8 protein-coding genes are annotated in these 14,045 nt (G+C 40.5%); all 8 read right to left on the reverse strand.

The features are described 5' to 3' along the window. Positions 1-21 precede the first annotated feature (21 nt). Complete coding sequence (locus tag OQ268_RS00790; RefSeq protein WP_265854156.1) at positions 22-2,655, reverse strand: PAS domain-containing protein; 2,634 nt, start codon at positions 2,653-2,655, stop codon at positions 22-24. 103 nt (positions 2,656-2,758) lie between these two features. Then, positions 2,759-4,078, reverse strand: coding sequence for an alpha/beta hydrolase (locus OQ268_RS00795; RefSeq protein ID WP_265854157.1), 1,320 nt, complete (start codon positions 4,076-4,078; stop codon positions 2,759-2,761). Positions 4,079-4,398: 320 nt separating this feature from the next. After that, positions 4,399-4,788 (reverse strand): LiaF transmembrane domain-containing protein, encoded by a 390-nt coding sequence (locus OQ268_RS00800; protein ID WP_265854158.1) that lies wholly within the window; start codon positions 4,786-4,788, stop codon positions 4,399-4,401. Between the two features lie 147 nt (positions 4,789-4,935). Beyond that, positions 4,936-5,616: a ribose-5-phosphate isomerase RpiA gene (gene rpiA, locus OQ268_RS00805; protein WP_265854159.1), complete on the reverse strand. Its 681-nt coding sequence runs from the start codon at positions 5,614-5,616 to the stop codon at positions 4,936-4,938. 215 nt (positions 5,617-5,831) lie between these two features. Then, positions 5,832-8,177 (reverse strand): TonB-dependent receptor, encoded by a 2,346-nt coding sequence (locus tag OQ268_RS00810; RefSeq protein ID WP_265854160.1) that lies wholly within the window; start codon positions 8,175-8,177, stop codon positions 5,832-5,834. Positions 8,178-8,247: 70 nt separating this feature from the next. Next, positions 8,248-10,215 (reverse strand): hypothetical protein, encoded by a 1,968-nt coding sequence (locus OQ268_RS00815; RefSeq protein WP_265854161.1) that lies wholly within the window; start codon positions 10,213-10,215, stop codon positions 8,248-8,250. An 11-nt stretch (positions 10,216-10,226) separates the two neighbouring features. Further along, entirely contained in the window at positions 10,227-11,636 is a 1,410-nt protein-coding gene (locus tag OQ268_RS00820; protein ID WP_265854162.1) for a 3-keto-disaccharide hydrolase, read from the reverse strand. A gap of 82 nt (positions 11,637-11,718) precedes the next feature. Next, positions 11,719-14,007, reverse strand: coding sequence for a GH92 family glycosyl hydrolase (locus OQ268_RS00825; RefSeq protein ID WP_265854163.1), 2,289 nt, complete (start codon positions 14,005-14,007; stop codon positions 11,719-11,721). Positions 14,008-14,045: the final 38 nt, after the last annotated feature.

Below are 14,045 nucleotides of genomic sequence, written 5' to 3' on the forward strand. Positions count from 1 at the left end.
ACCTGCTATGACAAGAATTGTTTAAACTTTATTAATCGGGGATGAGGCTTGCTGGTTAACCGGAATGGAGAAGGAAAAGGTTGAACCTGCCCCTTTTACCGATTTTAGCCAGATGTTTCCATCTAGGCGTTTTACGATCTCAGATGAGATATGCAGCCCCAATCCTAAGCCTGGAAACGTGTGTTCGTGGTTTCCACTAACGCGATAGAATCGATTGAAAACCTGGCCTGTTAAATCTTCACTGATGCCGATTCCAAAATCCTGAACACTAACATGCACTTCGTTGTTAAGGGCTCTGGAACAAATTTTAACTTCATTTGCATTAGGGGAATATTTAACGGCGTTAGTAAGCAAGTTTGTAATAACCTGGCTAATGCGATCCCGGTCGGCCGTAACCATCCCCTTAAAATTCAAATCAGTTCTGATGATGTGCTTAATTGTAGTATGTTGAACATCTTCAACCACTTCCCGAACCAAGTCATCAAAATCAAACTCGGTATTATTGAATTGTAACTTTCCTGCATTTATTTTAGTTACATCGAGCAAGTCGTTTATCAAGCTGGTAAGGCGATCAATTTGTTTGTTCATCCTACTCAACATTTCGGCACTATTAAAATCGCCAGAACGCTTAAACATCGATTCCATTACCTGTGCATAAGCCTTTAAGCTTGTCACAGGCGTTTTCAGTTCGTGGCTGGCAATACCCAAAAAGATATCTTTTTGCTTTTCAAGCTCTTTCTGGTCGTGCACATCTGTATTGGTGCCATACCATTTAACAATTTCGCCTTCTTGATCTTTAAATGGAATGGCTCGCACTAAAAACCACCGGTATTCCCCAAACCTGTCTAAACAGCGGAATTCAGTTTCGTAAGGCATCCCGGTCTCTAAAGCTTTTTGCCAGCTGCTTATGGTTTGCTGCAAATCGTCTGGATGGAGGCTTTCTAGCCATCTGCTACCCCAGCTATCTTGTGGCGTTCTGCCCGTTTGATCGAACCACCGCTGATTCACGTAATCTACCTCCCCATTAGGTTTGCTTGACCATACTACAGGTGGGACACTATTTGCCAGGAAACTTAACTCCTCTACGGCGTGTTGCAATGCAGCATTTTTATCTGCCAGAACTTTCCTAATGTTAAGTTCTGGCCGCAAATCTCTGGCAATTGCTGCAATAGCTACAGGATTTCGGGTAAATTCTTCCCTTATCATGTAGAATTGCTTATGAATCGGGATTATTTCTTGAGTTGTCTGATGAACCAATTCAAGGTATCCCGACCACTTACCCTCGGCAAATAATACCGGGAAGATTTCCGATTTGATTTTCTCATTTGAAGCCGCACTATGGTAATTAAATAGGGTGAGTGCTGAGATCTGGGTATGATCGATACCAAGAAGCTTTATTCCGGATGGATTAATGTATAGCGTGTTCCCCTTAATATCGCAGTAGTTGCAAAAATCTTCACTGCTGCCTACAATTGCGGCCAGTTTTTCCAAATCTGCCTTCACTTTCAATTCCGGACGCAAATCCCTGGCGGTGGCACCTCTTCCAATAATATCACCCGTTTCCGGATCTCTAATTAAAAGATAACTTACTAAGCAGGGAATTATTTCTTTCGTTTTATAATTCTGGAAGTAAATGGTTCCCTGCCATCCGTTAACTTCGTCTATTTTAGTAAGAATCTGGTGCTGCACCCGCTCCAACTCTCCTGGTGTATAAAAATCTTTCGCACTAAAAGTAGAAATATCTGTTTCTAGATCTACACCCAACAGTTTGCGGGCAGCGTTATTCATGTAAATCATTTCGCCTTCCATAGTAGCCACTGTCATATGGTCGGCATTATTATTTATCAGCGTAAGCAGCTCATGCTCTTTTCGTTTTCCCCTAATTTCATCTGTAATGTCTTGCGCTATTCCTGCAAAGCGATAAGCTACATTGTCGCTATTAAAATAAGCTTTCCCTTTGCAATGTAGCCACCTTATTAAGCCATTAGTTTTGCTAACGGTTCGATATCTAACATCATACTGTCCGGTATTCACTGGATTTATTGCATCAGAAACAGCCTTATTAACCATCTCTCGGTCGTTTGGATGAATGCGCAGCAATAATTCATCATACTGCACAACACAATCGTTACTAAAACCAAAAAGTTCTCTGCACTTTTCATCCCAGTTTATGGTGTTAGTTATGGGATCTAAATCCCAGGTGCCTATTTCTGCCGAATAGAGTGCAAAAGCTAACCTTTCTTTGGTTTCTGCAATTTGTTTCCTGGCTTCTACAAGCTCGGTAAGATGTGCTGCGGTATTTATAATGGCAACCACGTCACCACTGCTGTTTTTAAGTGGCTTGTAGGTGAAGGTGAAATAGAATCGCCTTAATTGGCCCCCGATCTGTAAGTCGGCTGGTGCTTCTTTGCTATAATAAGTTGTGCCTGTCTTATAAACGTTTGCCAAAATATCGGAAAATGGCTGACCTTCTAATTCTGGAAGCGCTGTTAATAACTTCTGACCGATTACCCCATTTGTTCTACCCCATAAATCCAGCATCGCTTCATTGGCTGCGCCGATAATCATCTCCTCTCCAACGTAAATGGCAGTTGGCATTGGCGATGCCTCAACCAACGATTGATATCCTTGCTGTTCAGAAAATAGCGCTAACATTTGATTTTAAGTTTACTAAAGATAGAAAATAACCATTCAATTGACAATAAAAACAAATGAAAAAGCCCCGATAAATCGAGGCTTCAAACTAACGTGTTTTAGCTTATTTCATTTTTATCCAGCTGGCAATGTCGGTTACCACCACTTCAGCAACATTTGCAGGAATTTGGTACTGGGCGGTTGTACCTTTTTCTGTCTGCACAGTTAATAAATGGTTAATTTCTGGGTAGAACTTAAGGGTTACATTTTTCTTTTTCGCCAAGGCAGCATTCCAAATATCAAAATCTGTTTTCGATACCTGAAAATCGTTACCTCCTTGCAAAACGTATACCCTGGTTTTTGCTAATGCCTTAGCTGCATTCACTTGGTTGTAGGCATTCAAATCGGCCCAGTATTTTGCTGGCAGGCCTAAAATAGTTGAATCTGGTTTGATGGTTTTGCCGAGCTGCGATATTCTGCTCGTGTTAATCTGCGTAATGGCATCCTCCAATTGCTTCTTATTGGCATCAGTAGTATCTTTTGATAGGCTGAACATATATTTGTTCTGATCGGTAATAATATCTGCAAGCTTTCTCGCTGGTGCCGCCGCTAAAATTATACCGGCGAGATCTGGTATTGATGTGGCAATTTTTGGAGCCAGCATGCCACCAAGGCTATGGCCAAGAACATATATACCTTTAGCATCAACACCAGGGATGGTTTTAGCCATTGCAACAGCCGCAAGAGCATCATCCATTACTTCCTCCTTAACCGTATATGCATTTGCAAACTCATTCGGATAAACGAGCGTTCTTTTGACATACCTGACAGAAGCTATACCTTTCGATGCCAAACCACCTGCCAAATCTTTAAAAGGCTTATTTGCGCCAACACTTTCATCCATATCTCCAGGCCCGGAACCGTGCACCAATACCACAATAGGAAAGTTTTTTACGTTCTTCGGCGTGGTAATCACAGCCGCCAACTGCCTCCCTGCAGGCCCTAGATAAACAGATTTTTCTTGGTATAGATTGGTATCAACATATGCAGGCTTTGCATAAACCGCAGCACTCCGGGTAGGAGCGAGAAAAATACCGACAATCTTTTGAGCCTTATTAAATCCTAAAATAAAGTTTTGTTGGCCATTCGCGAACTGACCTTCAACAGTTACCGCAAAGAATTCGCCTTGCGCTTTACTTTGTATTGCATCAAAAGACACAGGCTTTCCTAATTTGGTTTCCATATCAAACCAAAGCTTTTTTAAACTCTCTTCAGTGAGTTTGCTCTTAAGGGTATCATCAAATACGCCGTGGGCCTCGGCAAATTTTTCATCCTGTAACAATTTAAAAAAATCGTTAGCACCATTAAATAGTTGGATAACATTTTGAGAAAATGCGCTTGTGGTTAGGAGCAAGGCAACAACAATAAAGAGGATTTTTTTCATCTAAATCAAGAATTTTTACAATCAACCAAAGTTAACAATATTTACAAGCCAAAAGTGCTGGCAGTAACTAGATGATTAGTTTTAACTATTTTTAACATTTGATTGTATAACCACGCGGGAAACTTGCCATATTTTTCAAAAAAAAACGCTCGTGAACAATAATTTCATAGTTGAGCGTTTATGTTACTGAGAGCGTTAATTTAGATGACGGGGATACTGCCTTAATGGTGGAATCCCCGTTTCTTTTTTATCCTATCTTTAAAGCGAAAGAGGCATATTGTTTACATAGCTCTGTACGATTTTATAGTCGAGTTATAATTTTAATATTTCAGTTCATCTCCATTAACTGGATTTGAGTTAAAAGGCTGGTTAAAGGAGATCGTTCTTTTTGGCTTCAAAATCAGGTATGCACCCAAGGCGATCAAGCACATAGCGATACTAATTTTAGAAAATGCGAAATCGAACAAAGCGATGTCTCTAAATGTAAATATGCCACCAATAATGGTTAATGCAAGCCAGCGTCCACCTTCGAAATTTTTACGATAACCCAGCCATATACCAGCTCCAAACATAATGGTATGCCAGCTTAAAATCCAGTGCGGAATAGGTAAACCTGAATTCCTGAGTAAGAATACAGCACCGATAAATACAATTAAAATACCTAAACCAAATTGTTTATCTCCGTTAGTTTTGTTGATTAGATTTTCCATGATCATTTTGTTTTATATCCAAAAGTACCATGAAATGTATAGGCACAAAATACTCGTTCCCCAAACAACTTTATATTATCGGTGAACGCAATATTTATATCGGTTAACAATCTTCTAAATCAACAGCGTTAAACTATAGTCGGTGAATTACTCAAAAATAGTAAGGTTGTTCTGGTTGCTCATGATAATTTTATCGGTGAGCCCTACAAAAAGCCCATGCGCAAGCAAGCCATCAATATTGTTTAATTGGTTAGAAAGTGTCTTCGGGTTTTCAATAAAGCCAAAATCTACATCAACAATATAATTGCCGTTATCTGTAACATAAGCAAGTTGCTGTTCAAATCGTTGTACTGGCTTTGCATTCAGGCTTGTTATTTGACCGATAACATATTGAAACGCCGCCGGAATTACTTCAACGGGGAGGGTGAAAGCGCCCAATTGGCTTACTCTTTTGCTGGCATCAGTAACGATTATTCTATTTTTACTTAATGAAGCTAGGATCTTTTCTCTAAATAAAGCCCCGCCCCCACCTTTTATTAAATTTAAAGACTCGGTAAATTCATCCGCACCATCGATACTGACATCGATATGGGCCACTTCGCCCAGGTTTAATAATTCTATACCCAAAGATTTAGCCAGCCCTTCTGTGCGAATGGAACTCCCTACAGCCTTGATCGACAAGCCTTCTGAAACAAGTTTACCCAGCTCCTTTATGGCATAAGTTGCGGTAGATCCTGTGCCCAGTCCCACAATATCGCCATCTTTCACAAACTTCACCGCAGCTTTTGCCGCTGCTAACTTATCTGCATCTTGCTGGCTTTTATCCATCTGTAACTTCTTATTTTTTGTATCAAACAAAGATAGCCTAAATTCTAAAACGAAAAAAAATTCATCATGAGGCAATAATTAAGAATTACAGCGTTTATATAACTGAGAGCGTTAATTTAGATGACGGGGATACTGCAACTTGCGGGATCCCCGTTTCTTTTTTACCTCGTTTTTTATTTTATTGAACAATTTGTTATTCCCTTCTAAGAACCCACTTAGAACCTGCCAACTAGGCTGATACCATAAGTTTTAGGATTGCCAAGGTGGGCTGCACCAAAATCATACGCATAATCTACATAAGTTTCGTTAGCCAGGTTTCTTCCCCAAAAAAACAAATCGAACTTTTTAGCGGTTAAGCCAACCTTAGCATTATAAACGGAATAACCTTTCTGCTGTATTTGATTCGCCAAATCGAAAACCTGATTTCCGGTAAAAAACATTTCTCCCCGAGCTAACAAATTTACATGACTACTTTTATCAAGATCGTATGTATATTGGAAAGCCAACATGGATGTTGTTTGTGGGGTAAAGATTTGCCTGTTGCCATCAAAATTTACTTGTTGACCATCTTTAACCAGGATTAATGATTGATATGTAGCATCGGTATAGCCAAAATTATAATCAACACTTAAGCCTTTTGCAGGCTTGGCAGATAATTCTAGGTCGAATCCCTTGCTATCTAACTTACCTGCATTTCGGGTGGTGGTTAATGCATCTGGAAGAATTAAGACCGGAATTTGCGCATCGGTTACCTGGATATAAAAAGCGGCGACATTTAAGCTTACACGCTGGTTAAAAAATATATTTTTTGAACCAAACTCTATGTTGTTACTGTACTCTGGTTTGTAGCTATCTAATGGCTTAGCGGTTGGGTCTGAAGCCAACTGCGTAATGCCTCCGGCACGATAGCCCCTTGTATAGCTGGCGTAAAGCTGATTTTGGTTTGCAAGTGCGTAACTTAAACTAAACTTGGGCGATATGGCGTTAAAATTTGCTCTTGCAGCAGTATCTCCTTGGGTTACAATGGGATCCATACCGGGGATGAGGTATTCGCCAGAGGCTGTAAGTTTTTTATGTTCATAATCGTATCTCAAACCAGCAGTGGCTGATAGCTTTTCTGAAAGTTGATAGGTAAGTTGCCCAAATGCAGCCAGCCCAATACCATTACCCGAATTGATATTTATAGCCGTGGTATTCGGAACTGCGCCAAATAGTGCGCCATCATTACCAAAATACGTACCTTGTTTTACCGGGTTATGCTGATAAAAACCATATAATCCAGCAACCCATTTTAACTTAGACTCGGCTGATGCTGGCGAAGTAAACTTAAATTCCTGGGTATAAACCTGAACCCTATTGTAATCTTTTCCGTAGTTATTTACCACCGAAACAATGTCAGCAGGAGAAAAATCGCCATCTAGAGGATCCTTGTAGAATCTGTAATTAGATTGATAAGCGGATGTGCTATTGAAATTGAAATTGCTTCCCGCATAGTTTGCAGATAGTGATGCATTGAAAAGATTATCGACCATTTCGGCGGTGGAATTTTGGCTTAACCGAAATGGATTATTCAGCGCATCTGCTGATGAGGCAACCAAAGGAAAGGTGCCATCATTTCTGTTTTCGTTGTGTTTAACATTTAAAGTAATATCAAACGTTGATGAAGCAAGAAACTTTAAATAGTAGTTACCCAAAAAACTATGGCGATTGTCGAATTTCGTATTATTATATTCGTTGGTATAAAAACCATCCTGCTTGTTAAACAACGCTGCAGCACCAAAAAACAATTTATCTTTTATAATTGGTGTGCGAATACCGATACTATAGCGTTGCTGATTATAATTTCCAATATCAACACCAGCAAAACCAGAGGTATAATTATTAGGCTGTTTGGTAATAATGTTAATTACCCCGCCCATCGCATTTCTACCATATAGCGTTCCTTGTGGACCTCGTAAAACTTCAATTCTTTCTATATCGAACAAATTAGCAATGTAAGTATCTAAACTGAATTGGTTAACGCCATCTATGTAGGTTGCAATCGCCGGATCGTAGGAAGTAGTACCGATACCTCTAACGGCAGTGACATTCCTGCCATCCCCAGGGCTACTGCTAAATAAATTTGGCACCAATGTGCTTAAATCCTTAGTGTTTTGGATGCGATAATTTGTAATCTGTTGAGCCGAAAAAGTCGTTATACTTGCAGGCACCCTTAAAGCCTCCTCTTCTGTTTTCTGTGCGCTTACTACAACTTCATCTAATTTAAGGTCTTGCGCTGCTAAAACAACACTAAGGGGTTGGTTATTATAAACAATAACACTGGTGGCATAACCTACAGCGCTAAATTTCACCCTTACTTTACCAGGTGTTGCGAGCGTAAACCGAAAATTACCTTCTTGATCAGTGATCGCGGAAATATTAGTATTTAAAACCTGCACAGTCACATTTGCAAGCCCTTCGTTATTAATGTTCTTTACGGTACCCGACAAATCATTTTGTTGTGCATTCGCTGCAAAACAAGCCAATAAGCATATGCTAATGGCCATTATAGTCCTTTTCATCTTATATTTTAAAATTTTAAAAAAAACGGTTAGCGTTTCCACCAACCGTTTTAACAACTAAACTGAATTATTATTTACCTAATGAGTTGATCCAAGCTGCAATTTTTAATGCTTCTGCTTTGGTAACTTGAGGCATCGGCGGCATCTCGGTTGAATATCCAGGCCAATTTTGTGGTTGTGGATTGTGAATTAACTGATAAATTTTTTCAGAAGAATACTTGCGTTTAGCAATTTCTACGAATGGCGGGCCGATTTGCCTTTTTGTTTGGTTATGGCAGGCTAAGCAAGTATTTTTAGTAAGCAACCCTTCTACTTCCTTAAATGTTGGTGCTTTAGCTACCGTTGCATTGATAGCTTTGCTCCCTGCTGCTCCCTTAGCCTCTGGTTTGGTGCCAGTTGTAGCTTTGGGTATTGCACTTTTGCTCACTGCCTTTGTGTTGGTTACTAGGCTGCTGTTTTTGGTGCTTAACTCATTTTGGCCCAATTTTGACCCATCTGGAATTTGATTTAAAGTGTAATAAGCTACCGGATGAATGAGTGAATAAAAACCACTTTGAGACCTAACTCCATCCAACGTTAAAGTATGAATATAGTACTGACGAAGGTTAGGAATAACTAGACGAGCTTTCAAACCATCAGCAGAAACCTTTACACCAGAAATTTTTAGTTTTTCTGTATTTACCGGAGGGGAACCATAAACCGGGTGGTATTTGTAGATGAAGCTTTCTGCATTGTATGAAGCCAAATCCTCTGCAGATTTACGATCTACAGGCATGGTAAATTCCACTTCAAAGCCATCTGGCATTGCCCTTACTGCTTTCATTTCAAAAGGCATTGCTTTATTGTAGACCATTCTTTCTAGACCTTCATTGGCATCGCCTGCAGATCCCCATCCACGGTTGGTTTCGCCAACAAACAATGATCCGTCAGTTCCCCATTCCAGGCGTAATACACCAGACCGGAATCCTTTTCTAAATAAAAAGGCTGCACCCTGCTCTTCACCTTTTACCGTTTCCAGAAAAACCCTCGAGATAATACTCATCCCCTGATCGCCAACCAGAATTTGACCGGCGAAAGGCCCGAAGGTATTGGCAGGAATCTTAACAGGTTCTGATGATGAGATCCCCAGGATGCCATAAGGCAACCATACAGAAGGCAAACGTAATTCCGGAAAAGTTTTCTTCATTTCGAAAAGGGTCTTAAAATTTTCGTTAACCCTATTTTCAGGCTTAATGTACCTTCCCTGCTCATTTTTAAGCCGGCGTTCATCCATTTGCGAGTAGAAGAAATCTGATTGCAATTTTACAGGCGAATTCGGAAGATTTGTCCATCTTAAGCTAGCGGGATGTCCCATAAAATCTCCTTTGTTTACTTTCCACAATCCACCAGATCCAACCCAGTCGCCCTGGTTTTCGGTGAAATAAAATTGACCGTCGATACTTCCAATACCTGCTGGCGAGCGAAAACCTGCTGCATAGGGAGTCATTTTTCCATCTTCAGTAATGTTCATTGCCCAGCCACGCATAGGCACTCTGCTTTCGGCTCTCCACCATTCCTCATCGCCGAAGGCTACGTTTCCTGTTACCATAAAAGTACCATCAGAAATTAACTTCGGCCCAAAACTATATTCATGATAATGCCCACTTAAAGGCCAGGCATAAACGGTTTCATAAACATCGGCTTTACCATCCTGATCTTTATCTACCAACTTGGTTAACTCGCCACGCTGTGCCACGAAAAGTGCTCCGTTTTTATATGCAATGCCTAAAATTTCATGCAATCCATAAGCAAATCGACGCCAGTATGGCTTTGCGCTGGTTGGATTTTCTACCACGTAAACCTCGCCACGGCGGGTTGAAAGGGCCAAATCTCCATTTGTGAGGGTAACTAAACCGCCAACCTCCAAAATTGGTCCTTCTGGTACCCTAACTTTACTTACTTTGAAAAAGTCTTCTTCCTTTGGCGTTTCTTGTGCATAACTAACAGAAAAGCTAAACCCTAAAGCCAGTATTGCTAATTTTTTTAATGTGTTTCTCATCTCAATCTCAATTAAAACAAAATGGTATAATTTAAGGCATTGCCAATGGCAGCAACCAACTCTTTCTTTCCGTCAACCTCTCTTATAACAGGTTTTTCAGAACCTTCAGCAAGTTGAATATAATAAGCTTTATCACCTATTAAATACAAACCTTTAGCTACCTCCTCAATATCAGGCGCTGTAGCCAATAAGAAATATAAATCTTTTGATGGCTTGTCTACCGTTACCGTTCTGGTTACCCCTTGTCCGTTTTCCATTATTTTAATTGCATCAGTAACATAAGCACCATAAATCATATATTTAAATTCTGGTCGCTCTTGTTTATCTAACACGTAGCCTTTTGTTCTAAAACCAGTTCCTGCAGTATCAGGATTCCAGGCAGCTTTACTGCTGGCTAATTTTGCGATAGCTAATATCGGTTTGCTTGTAAAACGTGTAATGCTTCCTAACGGGCGAGATGTTCCATTTCCCCTTCCATCGAACATGGGCGTAGCATCTATAAATTCGCCGTGCCAGCCTTGCAAAAGCGTCCCGTTATCCAGATCGTAGCTATATGCCACTTTCTCTGGGCCACCTACGGAAATTGCATGTACAGATCTTACTCCCGGAACAACATCAACAAAACTTCTAAGCATATTATTACTAGCAGCATCAATATAAATTGGATCTGCTCCGCCGCCTTGGTTAGTTTTAGGTATTTCTGAAAGCGCAGTAATCTGAATATTCCTGAACGCAACAGCACCGTGGTCGCCTTGTAAACGAAGTGGCCCTTTAGCTATTTCTGCTCCTGCTGCGCCACGCGTTGCTCCGAAAAGCTCTACATTTTCATGAATGGTTACGCCGTTAAGTTCAACGGTTACCATTTTTGCATTTTGGATTTTTTTTCCGCTACTATCAAATTTCGGAGCCTGAAAAACAATTTTGATGTGTTGCCATAAGCCCGGCGCCTTGCTGGTATTTTGGCGAGGTGCCAGTCCTCCAAAGCCTTTCTCAGCTTCAGGTTTCGTATCATCCCAGCGCTGATAAATGCCCCCATTATTTGACGAAGAGGCTGTCTTCAATCCCCAGGCATCATCGATTTGGATCTCATAATTCCCTTGTAGATAAATGCCGGAATTTGATCCCTTAGCAACAAGATAGTCTAGTTCTAGCGCAACATCGCCATACTCGGCAAGGGTATACAAGTCCGATCCGGCTTTTTTCGCTGATGATTGATTGACCAAAACCCCCTCGCCTTTGCTTGTCTTTAAAGTATTCTCGCTATTGATATCAGCGGAGACATTTCCAGCAATAGACCAGGAATTTCCAGGGTTTTTAAAAGCAGATAGATCTTTAAGATCCAGGCGTTGGCCGTAAGCCAAAAGAGTTCCGCTTAACCAGAGTATGGCTGCGAAACCCGCCTTCGAGACGTTCAATTTCATATTTGGTTTGTGTGTTTAGCCCTTTAAAGGCTTTAAAATATAAACCGATTGGAAAGCTATGCCCTCCAATCGGCACTGTTTTTTATTTCTCCGTTGATAAAGAGTAAGGGAAATCAATCGGATTTGAACCCCTTGCCTTATTTGGACTTGCCGCCATGTTGAAATTTAGCACTGCACCTTTCTGCAGGCCACTGTGGCTAATCCAGTTTTTGGAATAAGGCTTACCGTTCATTTGCAACGATTGTACATAACGATTGCTGTCGCTATTTGCTGCTGCATTGATTACAACCGTTTTTCCGTTATCTAAGGTTAAAGTAACTTTCTTAAACAAAGGCGCACCTAAAACATACTGATCTGTAGCTGGTGTTACCGGATAAAAACCCATTGCTGAGAAGACATACCAAGCTGAAGTTTGTCCGTTATCCTCATCTCCGCAGTAACCATCTGGCGTAGCTTTGTACATCCTATTCATGGTTTCTCTTACCCAATATTGTGTTTTGTAAGGCGCACCACCGTAATTGTACAAATAAATCATGTGTTGAATAGGTTGGTTACCATGCGCATATTGACCCATGTTAGCAATCTGCATCTCTCTAATTTCGTGAATTACTCCGCCATAAGCGCTCTCATCGAAAATTGGTGGCATAGAGAATACCGAATCCAGTTTAGTTACAAATTTTTGATGGCCACCCATCAATTTAGCTAAACCATCAATATCTTGAAATACCGACCAAGTGTAATGCCAGCTATTACCTTCTGTAAATGCGCCACCCCATTTAAATGGACTAAATGGGCTTTGGAAAGTACCATCCTCATTTTTACCCCTCATTAATCCAGATGAAGGATCGAAAAGATTTTTATAGTTCATGGCTCTTTTCTTGTAAATATCAATCTCCGATGCAGGTTTGCCTAATGCTCTACCTAATTGATAAATGGCAAAATCATCATAAGAATACTCTAAGGTTTTTGCCGCATTTTCACTTTTCTTAACATTAAAAGGTACGTAACCTAGCTTGTTATAATACTCCACGCCATCACGACCAACAGCTTCGATAGGCCCCTCATTGTTTGCGCCATGTTTCACCGCATCCCATAAGGTTTGGATGTCGTAACCACGCAGCCCTTTGATGTAAGCGTCTGAAACCACAGATGCAGAGTTGTTACCCACCATAATGTTGGCGTAACCCGGACTGCTCCACTCTGGCAACCAACCACCTTCTTTATAATCGTTAATTAAGCCTGCTTGCATCTCCTTATTTATAGCAGGATATACCAAGTTTAAGAATGGATATAAAGCCCTGAAGGTATCCCAAAATCCTGTACCTGCAAACATATAGCCGGGTAGTACTTGTCCGTTGTAAGGACTCCAGTGTACAACTTTGTTGTTAGCATCTAACTCGTACAACTTGTTCGGGAAGAACAATGTACGGTATAAACAAGAATAGAAAGTACGGGTTTGATCTACCGAGCCACCTTCTACGGAAATTTTGCTTAACGTTTTGTTCCAAATGGCTCTGCCTTTTGCTTTTGTTGCATCAAAACCATCGTTAGCCACTTCTCTCTTTAAATTCAAATCTGCTTGCTCAAAGCTGATGAACGATGATGCTACTTTAGCTGTAACCTGTTCACCTTTAGCGGTTTTGAAACCGATGATAGCACCACTATGGTCGCTTTCCAGTTCCAGCTCATCATCTTTAAGTTTATTTCCGCTCCAAGTCTTCGCTAGTTTGAAGTCTTTATTAAAATAAATAACAAAATAGTTTTTAAAATTTTTCGGTAACGGTCCGCGGGCGTATTTGGTAGTATAACCAATAATTTTACGTTCTGCCGGAATAATTTTGATGTATGAACCTTTATTTAATGCATCTACTACCACATAAGAACTATCTGTTTTCGGAAAGGTAAACCTAAACTGAGCAGCTCTTTCTGTAGGCGTAATTTCGGTAGTTACGTCTGCATCTGCCAAATAAACACTATAATAATATGGTTTAGATACCTCTGCTTTGTGGCTAAACCAACTCGCACGCTCATCTTCGTTAAACCTCATTTTGCCAGTTACGGGCATTATGGTAAAGGCAGCATAATCATTCATCCAAGGAGAAGGCTGATGCGTTTGTTTAAAACCCCTCATTTTATCCGCATCGTAGGTGTAAGCCCAACCGTCGCCCATTTTTCCGGTTTGTGGCGTCCACATGTTCATTCCCCATGGCAAACCAATAGCAGGATAGGTATTTCCATTTGATAAGCTTGGCTTAGACTGTGTACCCATTAAGGGGTTGATCCAATCTACCGGATCGGTAATTTTGCCTACGGTTTGGGCAAAGCTAGCCGAAGCTGCAAAACTCAAAAAGGCAATAAATAGTTTTTTCATTAGTTTATATCAATTTATATGTGTGTTTTGTATGGTTT

This window comes from Pedobacter sandarakinus, from assembly GCF_026240095.1.
In the GTDB taxonomy this organism is placed as follows: Bacteria; Bacteroidota; Bacteroidia; order Sphingobacteriales; family Sphingobacteriaceae; genus Pedobacter; species Pedobacter sandarakinus.

Bases quoted from the DNA above. Each gene is read 5' to 3' on its own strand.
- OQ268_RS00790 (WP_265854156.1), bottom strand. From the start codon at position 2,655: ATGTTAGCGCTATTTTCTGAACAGCAAGGATATCAATCGTTGGTTGAG.
- OQ268_RS00795 (WP_265854157.1), bottom strand. From the start codon at position 4,078: ATGAAAAAAATCCTCTTTATTGTTGTTGCCTTGCTCCTAACCACAAGC.
- OQ268_RS00800 (WP_265854158.1), bottom strand. From the start codon at position 4,788: ATGGAAAATCTAATCAACAAAACTAACGGAGATAAACAATTTGGTTTA.
- rpiA (WP_265854159.1), bottom strand. From the start codon at position 5,616: ATGGATAAAAGCCAGCAAGATGCAGATAAGTTAGCAGCGGCAAAAGCT.
- OQ268_RS00810 (WP_265854160.1), bottom strand. From the start codon at position 8,177: ATGAAAAGGACTATAATGGCCATTAGCATATGCTTATTGGCTTGTTTT.
- OQ268_RS00815 (WP_265854161.1), bottom strand. From the start codon at position 10,215: ATGAGAAACACATTAAAAAAATTAGCAATACTGGCTTTAGGGTTTAGC.
- OQ268_RS00820 (WP_265854162.1), bottom strand. From the start codon at position 11,636: ATGAAATTGAACGTCTCGAAGGCGGGTTTCGCAGCCATACTCTGGTTA.
- OQ268_RS00825 (WP_265854163.1), bottom strand. From the start codon at position 14,007: ATGAAAAAACTATTTATTGCCTTTTTGAGTTTTGCAGCTTCGGCTAGC.